Genomic DNA, 14,925 nt, shown 5'->3' on the forward strand with positions numbered 1-14,925 from the left:
TTTCGATGCGTCGTGCCCTGTTTGCACTGTTAATGCTGGTGGTCGTTCCTGCATGGGCGGAAGAACAACCCAAGGATTTGTCCTGGCAGGAGATGATCCCGCCGGACGCGCCGCCGGAAGTGCCCAACATGAAACCGCTGCACAATTTGTCGAACATGGCCGATGCCTTGTCCGTCGAAGCAGCGCCGGCCGCCAAGCAGGATTTGCCCAACGCGCCGGTGGTGCAGAGCCTCGATGGCCAGCACATCCGTTTGCCGGGCTATATCGTGCCGCTGGAGGTCAGCGAAGAAGGTCGCACCACCGAGTTTTTGCTGGTGCCGTATTTCGGCGCGTGCATCCATGTGCCGCCGCCGCCGTCGAATCAGATCGTGCATGTAAAAAGTGAAGTCGGCGTGAAGCTCGACGAGCTCTATCAGCCGTATTGGATTGAAGGCGCGATGCAGGTCAAACCGTCCACCAGCGAGCTGGCCGATGCCGGCTACCAGATGGATGCCGAGAAGATTTATATCTACGAACTGCCGGAATAACGCTGATCGCCCTTTCATTGAGCTGAGTCAACAGACCGAACGGAACGATCTTTACCATTGGACGCACAACTTTTAAACGTCCTTTGGAGCTCCCATGAACAAGTCTCTGCTCGGCGCGTCCCTCTTCGCGCTCGCCCTCGTCGCCCCTGTTGCCCACGCTCACGAAGCCGGCGATATTCTGGTTCGCGCCGGTGCAATCACCGTGAACCCGAAGGCCGACAGCAGCACCGTCAAAGTTGACCAGGGTCCACTGGCCGGCGCCAACCTGGGCGGTAAGGCAACCATGAGCAGCGACACTCAACTGGGCCTCAACTTCGCCTACATGCTTACCAACCACGTCGGTATCGAACTGCTGGCGGCCACGCCGTTCGAGCATGACGTGAAGATCAAGGGCACCGCCCTCGGCGCCGCCAACGGTAAGCTCGGCACCCTGAAACACCTGCCGCCGACCCTGAGCGTCGTGTACTACCCACTGGACAACAAGTCCGCGTTCCAACCGTATGTAGGCGCCGGTATCAACTACACCTGGATCTACGACGAACACGTCGGCAGCCGCGCCTCCGAAGCCGGTTTCAGTAACTTCAAGGCCGAGAATTCCTGGGGTTGGGCCGCGCAGATCGGTGCTGACTACATGATCAACGACAAGTGGATGATCAACGCCCAGGCGCGTTACATCGACATCAGCACCAAGGCCACCGTGGAAAACAACGCCGTGGCGCCGGGTACCCGTGCCAAGGTGAATGTAGACGTGGACCCAATGGTCTACATGGTGGGTATCGGCTACAAGTTCTAAGCCTGTTTTAACCAACACTTCATAACCCATGTGGGAGGGGGCTTGCTCCCGATAGCAGTGGATCAGTCAATGAATCTGTTGACTGTCAACTCTGCTATCGGGAGCAAGCCCCCCCACATTTGGTTTTGCGTTGGATTCAGCTGTGGCGGTAGAACCGGTCCAGCAACGCCGGCAGCCCCGCCCGCCATGCCCGTGGCTTGATGCCGAAGGTATGCAGGATTTTTTTGCAGGCCAGCACCGCATGTTGCGGTTCGTCCGCCGCATCCGGGCGGGCCGCATGGGCCTGGGCAGTGGGAGCTTCGATAGCCAGCGCGTGGAAGTTGCGCGCTTCGGTGAGGATCGCCTGGCCCAGCGCCAGCGGCGTGGTCGCCTCATGCCCGGCATAGTGGTAAGTGCCCCACAGCGGCGCGGCGCAATCGAGTTGCTTGAGCACCGAGATGATCACGCGCGCGGCATCATCCACCGGCGTCGGGTTGCCGCGACGATCGTCCGCCATCAGCAACTCATCCGGTTGTTCGGCCCGGGCCAGGAAGCGCCCCAAGGTGCCGTCGACACTGTCATCCAGCAGCCAGCCAAAGCGCAGCAGCACATGCTGCGGGCAGGTGGCGCGCACGCTCTGTTCAATACGCCACAACGCCTGGCCGCGCAGGCCCAGGGGCACCGGCTCGTCCTTTTCGCTGTAGGCGGTGGCGCGGGAGCCATCGAACACGCGGTAACTGGACGGTTGCACCAAGGTGATGGTGTGGTGCTGACACAGTTCAGCCAGGCGTTCGATGGCGAACTCCTGGGCGGCCAGACGGGTTTCGCTGACCGCTTCGGCCTGGAACCAGTCGAAATAGTAGGCGAGGTTGATCAAGGCATCGGGACGGGTGTCGTCGAGCAATTGGGTGAGGCTCGCGGCATCCCAGCCGTCTTGGGGCGGTTTGGGGGCGAGGAAACCGATGTCTTCCTCCGCACCGAGGCGAATCAGCGCCTGCCCGAGGGCATTCCCGCCGCCCAGTAACATAAGGCGCATTCGCATAGATTGAGCAGGCCCGGTCTGTTTGGAACGATGGTTATTATCGACAGGCGTGTGAGCCTTGCCGCAGGTAGTTGCCAGAATCGTTGCATTTTGCGGGTTTGTAGCGCAACCGTCACGGATAAAGTGCGGGGTTGCAACTTGTCGGAACCGGTGGCATCAATCACTGCATGAGCCTTCCTGAATCGACCGATACGGTGTTGGACGACTTTCACCCCGCCGTCAGCGCCTGGTTTCGCAGCACCTTCCCTTCGGTGACCCACGCCCAGGCGCAGGCGTGGCCGTTGATCCGCCAGCGCCGCTCGACCCTGATCGCCGCGCCGACCGGGTCGGGCAAGACGCTGACAGCCTTCCTCGCGGTGCTGGATGACCTGGTTCACCAAGGCTTGGCCAACACCGGGCAACTGCCGGACGAAACCCTGGTGGTGTACGTGTCGCCGCTCAAGGCGCTGTCCAACGACATTCAGATCAACCTGCAGAACCCGCTGGCCGGCATTACCGAACAGTTACATGCCCAGGGCCTGCCCCCGGTGGCGATCCGCACCGCCGTGCGTACCGGCGACACCCCGCAAAAAGACCGTGCGCAGATGCGCAAGCGTGCACCGCACATTCTGGTGACCACGCCCGAATCGCTCTACGTGCTGCTCGGTTCCGACTCCGGTCGACAGATGCTTGCCAGCACGCGCACGGTGATCGTCGATGAGATCCACGCCATCGCCGCCAGCAAGCGCGGCAGCCACCTGGCCCTGAGCCTGGAGCGCCTGCAAGGGTTATGCGCCGCGCCGCTGACCCGCATCGGGCTGTCGGCCACGCAAAAACCCATCGACGCGGTCTCACGGTTTTTAGTCGGCACCGACCGCACCTGCGCCATCGTCGACATCGGCCACGCCCGCCCGCGCGACCTGGCGATCGAAGTGCCGCCCGTGCCGCTCTCGGCGGTGATGGCCAACGATGTCTGGGAATTGGTCTACGACCGCCTCGCCACACTGGCCCGCGAGCACCGCACCACGCTGATTTTCGTCAACACCCGGCGCCTGGCCGAGCGCCTGGCGCGGCATTTGAGCGAGCGCCTGGGCAAAACCGCAGTGGCCGCCCACCACGGCAGCCTGGCCAAGGAACTGCGCCTGGACGCCGAACAGCGCCTCAAGGCCGGTGAGCTGCAAGTGCTGATCGCCACCGCGTCGCTTGAGCTGGGGATTGATATCGGCGATGTCGACCTGGTGTGCCAGATCGGCTCTCCCGGTTCCATCAACGGGTTCCTGCAAAGGGTCGGCCGCTCCGGGCACCAGGTCGGCGGCACGCCCAAGGGACGCCTGTTCGCCACCACCCGCGACGACCTGATCGAATGCGCCGCCCTGCTCGATTGCGTGCGCCGGGGTGAACTGGACACCTTGCGCATCCCCGTCGCGCCGCTGGATGTACTGGCCCAACAGATCATCGCCGAAGTCAGCGCACAGGAATGGTCGGAGCAGGCCCTGCTCGCGCTGATCCGTCGTGCCTCGCCCTATGCCGTACTGGATGAACGCCATTACCAGGCGCTGTTGCAGATGCTCAGCGAAGGCTACAACGGTCGCCAGGGCATCCGCAGCGCCTACCTGCACCGCGACGCCCTCAGCCGCACATTGCGCGGCCGGCGTGGCGCGAGGCTCACGGCCGTAACCAGCGGCGGCACCATCCCGGACAATGCCGACTACAGCGTGTTGCTCGAACCCCAGGGCCTGAATATCGGCAGCGTCAACGAAGACTTTGCGGTGGAAAGTATCGCCGGGGATATCTTCCAGCTCGGTAATACGTCCTACCGGATCTTGCGGGTAGACACCGGCAAGGTACGGGTCGAAGACGCCCAGGGCCAGCCGCCGAGCATTCCGTTCTGGCTGGGCGAAGCACCCGGGCGCAGTCACCAATTGTCGATGGCCGTGGCGCGCTTGCTGGGCCAGATGGATGCCTTGCTCGGCATCACGCCGGGCGACTTGCAACCCGCGCAAGGCTGGCTCACCGACACCCTCGGCTTGAACCGCGCCAGCACCGAGCAGATCCTCGATTACCTGGCCCGCACACGCCTGGCTCTCAGCGCCTTGCCGTCCCAGGACACGTTGATCATGGAGCGGTTTTTCGACGAATCCGGCGGCACACAATTAATCATCCACACGCCCTTCGGCAGCCGCCTCAACCGCGCCTGGGGCCTGGCCCTGCGCAAGCGCTTTTGCCGCACCTTCAATTTCGAATTGCAGGCGGCGGCCAGCGAAAATGCGATCGTGCTGTCGTTGTCCACCAGCCACAGCTTCGCGCTGGATGACGTGTGGCGCTATCTCAACAGCAACAGCGCCGAGCACTTGCTGATCCAGGCCGTGCTGGACGCGCCGCTGTTCGGCGTGCGCTGGCGCTGGAACGCCGGCGTGGCCCTGGCCTTGCCGCGCTACACCGGCGGGCGCAAGGTGGCGCCGCAGATCCAGCGCATGAAAAGCGAAGACCTGATCGCCAGCGTGTTCCCCGACCAGATCGCCTGCCTGGAAAACCTCGCCGGCGAACGCGAAGTGCCGGAACACCCATTGGTGGAACAGACCCTCGACGACTGCCTGCACGACGCCATGGACAGCGACGCCTGGCTGGCCCTGCTGCGGCGCATGGAGCGTGGCGAGGTGCGCCTGGTCAGCCGCGACCTGCCGGCGCCCTCGCCCATGGCCGCAGAAATCCTCAGCGCGCGGCCCTATACCTTTCTCGACGACGCACCGCTGGAAGAACGCCGCACCCAGGCCGTGCTCAACCGGCGCTGGAGCGACCCGCAGAGCACCGATGACCTGGGCGCACTGGATGCCGACGCCATCGCCGGCGTGCGCGAAGAGGCATGGCCGGCGCCCCATGGCGTGGATGAAATGCACGAGGCGTTGATGAGCCTGGCGTGCATTGCCGCCGCTGAAGTCACGCCGCAGTGGGCGCAATGGCTGCGCGCCCTGGCCAAGAGTGGTCACGCTCATTCGTTGCCCAACGGCCTGTGGGTGGCGGCCGAGCGCTTGAGTTGTGTCCAGGCGATTTACCCGAATGACTTACCACTGCTGCCCGGTTTCGACGAGCCCTGGACCTATGATCAAGCGCTGCTGGAAGTGGTGCGCGCACGCCTGGGCGGTTTTGGCCCGCTGAGCCTGATCGAGATCGCCGCGCCCCTGGGTCTGCCGGTGGCCGATATCACTCAGGCACTGGCCCGGCTGGAACAGGAAGGCTACGTGTTGCGCGGCCGCTTCAGCCCCGGCGCCACCGAGGAGCAATGGTGCGAACGGCATTTGCTGGCGCGCATTCATCGCTACACGGTCAAGCGCCTGCGACGGGAAATCGAGCCGGTGGCGCTGCAGGATTTCATGCGTTTTCTGTTCGATTGGCAGCACCTGTCCGATGGCACCCGTGGCCAGGGCAGCGCCGTATTGCCGCAGATCGTCGCTCAGCTCGAAGGCTATGCCGCCGCCACCTCGGCCTGGGACAGCGACTTGCTCAGCGCACGGCTCAAGGATTATTCACCCACCTGGCTGGACGACCTGTGCCGCAGCGGCAAGCTGGTGTGGACGCGCCTGAGCCACAAGAGCAGCGCCATGGCCCTGCGCAGCACGCCGGTGGTGTTGCTGCCGCGCAGCCAGGTTTCGTTGTGGAGCGGGCTGACCGAACTCACCGACAGCACCACCCTGTCGCCCAAGGCCCAGAAAGTCCATCTGGCCCTGCGCGAACATGGCGCGCTGTTTTTCGATGAGCTGGTGCACGAGGCCCACTTGCTGCGCAGCGAACTGGAGAGCGCCTTGCAAGAGTTGGTGGGCGCCGGCCTGGTGAATGCCGACAGCTTCGCCGGGCTGCGCGCCCTGACCACGCCCGCCAGCAAACGCCAGGCGCGCAGCAGTCGGCGTGGGCGTGGGGCGTTTATCGGCGGTATGGACGATGCCGGACGCTGGGCCTTGGTACGACGCGCGCCCGCGGCTGCCGGCCCGCATTCGACCGAGACGCTGGAACATATCGCAATGACCCTGCTGCGCCGCTATGGCGTGGTGTTCTGGCGCCTGCTGGAGCGCGAGGCGGATTGGCTGCCGAGCTGGCGCGAATTGCTGCGCACGTTTCACCGGCTGGAAGCGCGGGGGCAGATTCGCGGCGGGCGATTTGTCAGCGGCCTGGCGGGGGAACAGTTTGCGTTGCCGGAAGCGATCCCGTTACTGCGCGAAGTGCGGCGCCGGCCCCATGACGGTAGTTTGATTGCGGTGTGTGGGGCCGATCCGCTGAATCTGGTCGGAACGCTGTTACCGGGAACCAAAGTGCCGGCGGTGAGTGGCAATCGGGTTGTGTACCGGGATGGGTTGCCGGCCGCCGTGATGGTTGGGGGTAAGCAGCAGATTTTGCTGGAAATGAAACAGCAGGCTATTCAGGAGAAGTTGCTCAGGCGGTGAGCTGCGATGAGGCCAGAACAACCAACCTCATTCTTGAAGCCTGGGCTGCTCGGTCAGCGCCACCGAGGCGGGCATCTCCTCATTCACCTGCGCCATCCGCTTGGGTAACACCACCTGCTGTGGATAAGTTTGCGCGAAATGCACCTCATCGCAGTTATCCACAAGCTTTTTCAGCCGCTGGTTAAACGCGCGACTCACGGCATATTGCCCACCCGACACGGTGCGGAACTGCGCCGTGAGCACCACGCCATTGAGGTCCATCTTGTCGACGCCAAACACCTCCAGCGGCCCTTGCAGGTTGTACTTGAGGAACACATCGTCGCGAATCGCCTGCCCCGCCTCGCGGATCAGCTCCACGGCCTTGTCCACGTCGGTGTCGTAGGTGAACTGCACCGAGAAGAACGCATAGGCAAACTGGCGCGACTGGTTGGTAACGGCCTTGATCTGCCCGAACGGCACCGAGTGTACAAAGCCCTTGCCGTCGCGCAGGCGCAGGGTACGAATGGTCAAGCCCTCGACGGTGCCGGCGTGGCCGGAGTCGAGCACCACCCAGTCGCCGATCGACAGGGTGTCTTCGATGATGATGAACAACCCGGTGATCACATCCTGCACCAGTTGCTGGGAACCAAAACCAATGGCCAGCCCGACCACCCCGGCACCTGCCAGCAGGGGCGCAACGTTGATGCCCAGGTTGGCCATGGTGGTGATCGCACAGATCACCACCAGGATGATCTTCACCGCGTTGCGCAGCAGCGGCAGGATGGTTTTGACCCGCGTGCTCGGCTGGCGGCTGGAGCGTTTATTCACCGGCGGTTTCAGTGCTTCCTGGATCGCCGTGTCGAGCACCACCCAGAACAGCCAGGTCATCAGCAGGATCAGGCCGATACTGCTCAGGGAGTTGCTGATGGCGCGGCCTATGGCGTTGCGTTCAGCGAACTCAAACAACGACACGCCCCAGATACGCCCAAGGATTTCGATAAAGGCCACGGCCATGACGATGCGCAATACCGCGTGCAGCAGGCTCAGAAAGCGCTCCTTGTAGGCGCTGCTGCGCTGGATCGCCACCTGGCTGCGGGACTTGAACAGGTGTTGCAGCACCGTGCTGAGAAACACCGTGCCGATCAGCAAAATCGTGGTGAACAGCGCACAGCGCAAGGCCTTCTGACTATCGTCGCCGGCGCCGATCAGGTTGATCGCCGAGACCAGCACCATCAACAGGATCGGCCAATACCAGAGCCCGGAGAAGATCCGCAGCGATTGCTGCAACGCCGGATGTTTGAGGCGTTGGGCCAATGGCCGGTTGCGGATCAAATGCGCCACAGGTCGACGCAGGCGCACCACGAGCACGCCGAAAATCACCGTTGCGAACAGCGCGGTAAACACCGCGATGCTGCTGGTGATATTGCCGCCCAACTGACGGGCAATCTGCGGGCTGGTCAGCGCATCACTGAGGGCGGCGAGAAAGCCGATGAGGAACAGCGGCTTGGGGCAGTAGTCGCGAATACTCCGCACCGCAGTGCGCTTGTGACCGACGTTGAACATGACAATCACGCACAACAGCATGGAGGTGGAGAAAATACCGCTGCTGGTGGCGTAGGCAAAACACAGCGCCAGCGCACGGCCGATGGAGGTGTCCAGAAAATGGCTGACGTAGAGGGTCAGCGGCAGGCAGATCACGGCCGGGATCGTATAGGGCAAGCCATAGCCCAGCACCGCCAGCAGGCGCTCGCGCCGCTCGAAAAAGCTGCGCTGGCCCAGCCGATGCACGATAAATCGCCCCAGCAGCGTCAACAGCGTGAAGGCGCCGACCCACACCCCGGACAGCAACAGGAAGTCACCGGCCACGCTCCACGGTGAGCGCGCAGCGGTCTGGTCCACCAGGCGTCCGACTTCATTCGCGGCCCGGTCGGCGCGCAGACGCCATTCATCGATGACGTTCTGGTTCAGATCCAGCTTCTGCTGCACGTCGTCGATGCTGGAGCTGATGGCCCCGAGCAAGCCGCCTTCCACCAACAATTCCGGCTTGGCCGGTGCTTCGGGCTCAGGCGCGGTTGCCGCGGCCTGCAATGCGCCGCTGCCGCAGAACAACAGCGCGCCAAGCAGTAATGCAGTCTTGAGATTCAACAAAACACCGAGCTCCTTCAGAAGGGTCTGTAAGGAACTGACGAGTTTGCGCCATGATCGTTCCCGAGAATATGCCGCCTGTAGGAACAGCGAAACTTTCACACAAATCTCGCAGTCATCCCACAACGACCCTCTTCCCACGGGAGCAACCATGGCGGCGATTCACATCGGCATTTCCGGCTGGCGCTACACGCCCTGGCGCGGGGACTTCTACCCCGAAGGGCTGACCCAGAAACGCGAGTTGCAGTTTGCGTCACGGGCCGTCAACAGCATCGAAATCAATGGCTCGTTCTATGCGCTGCAAACGCCCAAGCGCTACGCCGAGTGGTATGCCGACACGCCTGAAGGGTTCATGTTCAGCGTCAAGGCGCCGCGCTACATCACGCATATCCTGCGGCTGAACGACGTGCATGCGCCGTTGGCGAATTTCTTCGCCTCAGGCGTATTGGCGTTGAAAGACAAGCTCGGGCCGATCCTCTGGCAGTTCCCGCCCAGCTTCAAGTTCGACCCGCCGCTGTTCGAGGCTTTCCTCAGGCAATTGCCCACCGACACGCAACAGGCCGCCGCCCTCGCCCGCCAGCACGAGCCGCGCCTGAACGGCAAGGCAAGCCTGCAGGCCCACGGCAAGCGCGCGTTGCGCCATGCGGTTGAGATCCGCCACACGAGTTTTGCCGTGCCGGAATTTGTGCAGTTGCTCGATAAGTACGGCGTCGCCCTGGTGGTCGCGGACACCGCCGGCAAGTGGCCCTATCTCGAAGATGTCACCGCCGACTTCGTTTACCTGCGCCTGCACGGTGACAAACAGTTGTACGCCAGCGGCTACACCGACGAAGCACTCCAGCGCTGGGGAGATCGCATCGACTGCTGGCGCCACGGCAAACAGCCCGCGGACGCCCACCTGGCCGACCCGCAGCGCAAGCCCCGCGCACGCAAGCAACGCGATGTGTTCTGCTTTTTCGACAACGACATCAAGGTGCGGGCGCCCTTCGATGCCCGCCACTTGCTACAACGTTTCGAGCTGGATAAACACCTCGCCACGGCGCCTGGAAAATTGCCTGAGCCGGGGGTATTGCCATGACGCAGCCGGAACTGATCCCCGTCGCACCCACCGCCGCCATCACGCGCTTCACGGTATTGACGGTGAATATCCACAAGGGCTTCACCGCCCTCAATCGACGCTTCATCCTGCCCGAACTGCGTGAAGCGGTGCGCAGCGTGGGCGCCGATATCGTGTTCCTGCAGGAAATCCACGGCACCCACGAACGCCATCCGCAGCGCTACAGCGATTGGCCGAACATGCCGCAGTACGAGTTCCTCGCCGACAGCATCTGGCCGCAGTTCGCGTACGGGCGCAATGCGGTCTATCCCCACGGCGACCATGGCAATGCGCTGTTGTCGAAATTCCAGATCGTGAGCTACGACAACCTCGACATCTCCCAGAGCGGCCACGAGAACCGTGGCCTGTTGCACTGCGTGTTGCGCCTGCCGGGCACCGGGCAGGAGGTGCATGCAATCTGTATGCACCTGGGCCTGCGCGAGGTGCACCGCCAGCAGCAACTGCGCCTGCTGGAACAGCGCATCAGGGAGATCCCCGCCGACGCCCCGCTGGTGGTGGCCGGCGATTTCAATGACTGGCGCCAGCGCGCCGACCTTAGCCAGAGCGGCCTTACGGAAGTGTTCGTGCACGCCCACGGCAAACTCGCGCGCACCTTCCCGGCACGCCTGCCGTTGCTGGCGCTGGACCGCATTTATGTGCGCAACCTGAAGGTGCATCACCCACGGGTACTGAATACACGCCCGTGGTCACACCTGTCCGACCATGTGCCACTGTCGGTGGAGATTGAACTATGAACGTCGCCGTCGAGCACATTTCCACCGACCAGCCGCCGGATGACAGCAAGGCCCGCGATCTGGACTACGGTTGGCAAACCGGCAACCAGGTCGAGTTGCTGGAGAATGGCGAGGCGTATTTCCCTCGGGTGTTCGATGCCATGCGCAAGGCCCAGCGCGAGATCCTGCTGGAGACCTTCATTCTCTTCGAAGACAAGGTGGGCCATGAACTGCAAGGCATTCTGATCGAGGCCGCGCAGCGTGGCGTCAAGGTGGTGGCGAGCCTTGACGGTTTTGGCTGCGGCGAACTGAGTGCGCCATTTTTAAAGGCGTTGGCCGATGCCGGCGTGATGGTGCAACTGTTCGACCCTGCCGCCAAGACCCTGGGCATTCGCACCAACTGGTTTCGTCGCCTGCACCGCAAGATCGTGGTGGTGGATGGCACGGTGGGGTTTATCGGCGGGATCAATTTTTCGGCCGATCACCTGGGAGATTTCGGCCCCGAAGCCAAACAGGATTACGCCGTGCAGGTGACCGGCCCGGCAGTGGCCGACCTGCATCATTTTGCCCTCGCCCAAAGCGGTCGCCAGGTGCGTGCGCGACGCGGCTGGCGGCGACGTCAGCAACGACCTTCGCCATGGCCGACCGACAAGGGCGACGGTCTGGTACGCCTGATTTACCGCGACAACCTGCAACACCGCAACGACATCGAAGAGGCCTATATCCATGCGTTGAGCAAAGCGCAAAAACGCGCGGTAATCGCCAACGCCTACTTCTTCCCCGGTTACCGCCTGCTGCGCGAGATTCGCAATGCGGCGCGGCGCGGCGTGAACGTGCAGTTGATCATGCAAGGCCAACCCGACGTGCTGCTGGCCAAGCTCGCGGCGCGCATGCTCTACGACTATTTGCTCAAGGATGGCGTGGTGATCCACGAATATTGCCAGCGCCCGCTGCACGGCAAAGTGGCGTTGGTGGATGACGACTGGGCCACCGTGGGTTCGAGCAACCTGGACCCGTTGAGCCTGGCGCTGAACCTGGAAGCCAATGTGCTGATCCGCGACCGTGGTTTCAATCAGTGCCTGTACGAGCGGTTGCAAGCCCTCGCCAAAAATCACTGCCAGACCATGCCGGAAAACCGCAAGCCGCGCCTGTGGTTATGGCGGCTGACCGTGGGTTTCCTGGTGTTTCATGTGATGCGCCACTTTCCCGCGCTGACCGGTTGGCTGCCGGCGCACAAACCGCGATTGAAACCTTTTGAGAGCCACGCCCATGACGTCTGAAACCGGCGGTTCGCGTTTCAAGCGCTGGAAGAAACCGCTGACCATCGCCTTCTTCCTGTTGCTGATCGTACTCTTCACGATGCTCGCGCGCCGTATCGACTGGAGCGAGGTGTTCCAGACCCTGGGCGACTTCAAGCTGCGCACGCTGCTGATCGCCAGCGCGTTGACCCTGTGCAGCTTCATCGTTTACGCCTGCTTCGACCTGATCGGCCGCACCTACATTCGCCAAGACCTGCGCTGGAAGCAGATCCTGCCGGTGGGGATCATCAGCTACGCGTTCAACCTCAACCTCAGTGCCTGGGTGGGCGGGATCGCCATGCGCTACCGGCTGTATTCACGACTGGGGGTGAGCACGAGCAATATCGCGAAAATCCTCGGCCTGAGCCTGGCCACCAACTGGTTCGGCTACATGGCGTTGGCCGGCGCGGTGTTCAGCAGCGGGTTGGTGAGCATGCCGCCGGGCTGGAAACTCAGCAGCGGCGCGCTGCAAGGCGTCGGCGTGTTGTTGGTGCTGGTGAGCCTGGGTTACCTGGCGGCGTGCCGGTTTTCGAAGAAACGTGCCTGGTCGATTCGGGGCATTGAGATCAACCTGCCGTCGTTGCGCATGGCGTGCTTGCAGTTGGCCCTGGGCGCGTTGAACTGGTCGCTGATGGCGGCGGTGATTTTTACCTTGCTGCCGGCCAAGCTGGATTATCCGCTGGTGCTGGGCGTGTTGCTGATCAGCGCTATCGCCGGCGTGGTGACACACATACCGGCCGGGCTTGGGGTGCTGGAAGCGGTGTTTATCGGGCTGTTGCAACACGAGGCGTCGCGCGGCAGTTTGCTGGCGGGGTTGATCGCGTATCGGGCGATTTACTTTATTTGTCCGCTGCTGATTACGTTGGTGATGTATCTGGGCGTGGAGGCCAAGGCCAAGGCGTTGCGGGTGAAGAAGACGGCCTGACAGGACTGTTGTGATTGATACATCGCCATCGGGGGCAAGTCGAATCGTCGCACCGCCCCCTCCCACATTTGAGCGCGGGGCATCGGGTAAATGCCTCTCAGCTGTCAGACCGCCACGGGCGCGGGTGATTTATCGGGACTGGATGATGCTCAACCGCTCCCCCACCACCATCTCGGTAATCCAGTCCACCAGGATCGAGGTGTAGGCCTGCTGGGAGACTGGATCGCTAAGGGAATGGTCGGCGCCGTCGATGATGCGGTGGGTCAGGGAATGGGTCTGCTGACAGGCCGCGCGGTAGCTCATGATGGTGGCGTGGGGCACATGATCGTCGGTTTCAGATTCGACGATCAGCACGTCTCCGGTAAACGCCGAACACGCGTGCAGCGCCCGATTGGTGTCGGCCTGTACCAGCGTGCTGCGGTAATCCATCAGGTCCATCTTGTCCAGGTCACGCTTGGGCTTGGTCCACTCCTGGTCGCGATACAGCGCCGGTACCCGCAGCGCCAGCCAACGCACCGGGCGCAATGACGTGAGGATCGCCGCCAGGTAACCGCCGTAGCTGGTGCCCACCACCGCGACCGCCGAGGTGTCGATGGCGGGATGGGACAGCAGCCGGTCGTAAGCCGCCATCAGGTCGCGCAGGTTGTCTTCGCGGGTAACGCGTGACAAGGGAATACCGGTGCCGGCATGCCCGCGCAGGTCGAAGGTCAGGCACACACAGCCGAGGCCTGCGATGCCCTTGGCCCGCTCCAGGTCACGTTCCTGGCTGCCGCCCCAGCCGTGCACGAATAACACGCCCGGCACTTTGGATTTGGGACTCAGGAACGTCCCGCTCATCTGTTCGTCGTCGATATCGATCGCAATGCTTTCGCTTCTAGCCGTCATAAGGGTTAACCGTTACATACTTGAGAAGAAAGTCGCTGTGGTCCGCAGGGCCGCGGTACACCTCGATGGCATCGGCCGGCAGCGCTTGCTCCTGGTAGGTTTCTACCGAGGACACCCGTATCGCCTTGAGCCCCGGATCGTTGATGAAGCACTGCAGCGCTGCGACTTCCGCGCTGCTGGCCCCGCCCATGCGCCAGGATTGTTCGAGCACGCCGCTGCGGCGTTGGCCATCACTGTCCAGGCCTTGGGCGATGTCGTAGTTGCGCCGCGAGGCGTAGAAGCCAGGGTAGGCTTCGTCGGCGGCTGCGTCGAAGACCTGGGCTTGCTCGATAGCCAGACGCACGTCGTCAGGCAGGTCGAGCGTGAGCAAGTCCTCGTAATACCCCGGCACCACCAGCAGGTTGGACCCGCCGTAGACGTCCTCACCCTGCCCGTCCTTTGTCAGGTATTGCTCGCCGCAATAACTGAACACGTGCTCGCCGATAAAACTCTGGCCCACACTATGGGTGACCACATCGCGCAGGTCTTGTTCCAGCACCACGCCCGCATTGAACAGCGTCGCCGCATCGGGCCGCGCCAATAGCGCTTCGAACGCGTCGAGGCTGTGGATAACTTCCTGGCCTCGCCCGGCGCAGGCGTGTACCGGCTTTAGCCGGATGGGTCCGCTGTAGAGCAGGCGTGTGGCCGCTGGTCGCGCGTCTTCCAGTGCGAATACGCTGAGGCCATCGAGCACCACGTTGCGCACGCGCTCGCAGAACAGCGGCGACCAGCCTTCGGGCGCCCTGGCTTCAGGGCCCAGCAGACCGTGGCTGATGGCTTTGGTGCAGATGAAATCGTGATCGACATAACCGCCCCACAAGTCTTCGGGGCCCCTGACGTTGAGTGCAAGCGCCTGGGCCGGACCCACCAGGGTCTGCGTGGGCAGCACGTAGAGTTCACGGCCTGCGTGGTGTTGCGGATCGTAGCGACCGCCGAATTCAAGCCCCAGGACCTGCGCCAGCCAGCGCGCCAAGGCTCGGTTGGTGTCGACTTCGTGCTGGGGCGCCTCTGCTCGAGTGGAGTGAGCGACGACCAGCTTTTGAGGATGAATCGGGGTCATGCGTCCCC

11 protein-coding genes are annotated in these 14,925 nt (G+C 63.0%); 7 read left to right on the top strand and 4 right to left on the bottom strand.

Going from position 1 to position 14,925, the window contains the following annotated elements; genetic code table 11:
• The first annotated feature begins 5 nt into the window (after positions 1–5).
• Together V6M90_RS08930 and V6M90_RS08935 are read left to right on the top strand one after the other, a co-directional pair.
• A complete protein-coding gene (locus tag V6M90_RS08930; RefSeq protein WP_003176370.1) occupies positions 6–527 on the top strand; it encodes a DUF3299 domain-containing protein in 522 nt (173 codons plus the stop codon).
• A 94-nt stretch (positions 528–621) separates the two neighbouring features.
• Positions 622–1,320 (top strand): OmpW/AlkL family protein, encoded by a 699-nt coding sequence (locus V6M90_RS08935; RefSeq protein WP_003176371.1) that lies wholly within the window; start codon positions 622–624, stop codon positions 1,318–1,320.
• Between the two features lie 136 nt (positions 1,321–1,456).
• Here V6M90_RS08935 and V6M90_RS08940 read toward each other — a convergent pair whose 3' ends face one another.
• Positions 1,457–2,341, bottom strand: coding sequence for a sugar nucleotide-binding protein (locus tag V6M90_RS08940; RefSeq protein ID WP_042945347.1), 885 nt, complete (start codon positions 2,339–2,341; stop codon positions 1,457–1,459).
• 167 nt (positions 2,342–2,508) lie between these two features.
• Between V6M90_RS08940 and V6M90_RS08945 the strand changes: the two genes are divergently transcribed.
• Positions 2,509–6,756, top strand: coding sequence for a DEAD/DEAH box helicase (locus V6M90_RS08945; protein WP_332846343.1), 4,248 nt, complete (start codon positions 2,509–2,511; stop codon positions 6,754–6,756).
• A gap of 27 nt (positions 6,757–6,783) precedes the next feature.
• Here the strand turns inward: V6M90_RS08945 and V6M90_RS08950 are convergent, their stop codons facing one another.
• Entirely contained in the window at positions 6,784–8,883 is a 2,100-nt protein-coding gene (locus tag V6M90_RS08950; protein WP_332846344.1) for a mechanosensitive ion channel family protein, read from the bottom strand.
• Positions 8,884–9,031: 148 nt separating this feature from the next.
• On the opposite strand from V6M90_RS08950, the gene V6M90_RS08955 reads away from it, so the two are divergent.
• Genes V6M90_RS08955 through V6M90_RS08970 form a run of 4 tightly spaced genes read left to right on the top strand, consistent with a single transcriptional unit; the run spans position 9,032 to position 12,933 of the window.
• Entirely contained in the window at positions 9,032–9,958 is a 927-nt protein-coding gene (locus tag V6M90_RS08955; protein ID WP_332846345.1) for a DUF72 domain-containing protein, read from the top strand.
• Positions 9,955–10,731 (top strand): endonuclease/exonuclease/phosphatase family protein, encoded by a 777-nt coding sequence (locus V6M90_RS08960; RefSeq protein ID WP_332846346.1) that lies wholly within the window; start codon positions 9,955–9,957, stop codon positions 10,729–10,731. The genes V6M90_RS08955 and V6M90_RS08960 overlap by 4 nt, the downstream gene beginning before the upstream one ends.
• Positions 10,728–11,990, top strand: a complete 1,263-nt coding sequence (clsB, locus tag V6M90_RS08965; protein WP_332846347.1) for a cardiolipin synthase ClsB — start codon at positions 10,728–10,730, stop codon at positions 11,988–11,990. Before V6M90_RS08960 ends, clsB begins: the two co-directional genes overlap by 4 nt.
• Complete coding sequence (locus V6M90_RS08970) at positions 11,980–12,933, top strand: lysylphosphatidylglycerol synthase domain-containing protein (RefSeq protein WP_003176378.1); 954 nt, start codon at positions 11,980–11,982, stop codon at positions 12,931–12,933. The genes clsB and V6M90_RS08970 overlap by 11 nt, the downstream gene beginning before the upstream one ends.
• Positions 12,934–13,062: 129 nt before the next feature.
• On the opposite strand, the gene V6M90_RS08975 is transcribed toward V6M90_RS08970, so the two are convergent.
• Together V6M90_RS08975 and V6M90_RS08980 are read right to left on the bottom strand one after the other, a co-directional pair.
• Positions 13,063–13,818 carry an alpha/beta hydrolase family protein gene (locus V6M90_RS08975; protein ID WP_003176379.1) on the bottom strand — a complete coding sequence of 252 codons (756 nt, stop codon included), beginning with the start codon at positions 13,816–13,818 and terminating at the stop codon, positions 13,063–13,065.
• Positions 13,808–14,917, bottom strand: coding sequence for a DUF3182 family protein (locus V6M90_RS08980; RefSeq protein ID WP_141063399.1), 1,110 nt, complete (start codon positions 14,915–14,917; stop codon positions 13,808–13,810). The genes V6M90_RS08975 and V6M90_RS08980 overlap by 11 nt, the downstream gene beginning before the upstream one ends.
• Positions 14,918–14,925: the final 8 nt, after the last annotated feature.

Source organism: Pseudomonas lactucae, assembly GCF_036688725.1.
Lineage (GTDB): Bacteria > Pseudomonadota > Gammaproteobacteria > Pseudomonadales > Pseudomonadaceae > Aquipseudomonas > Aquipseudomonas lactucae.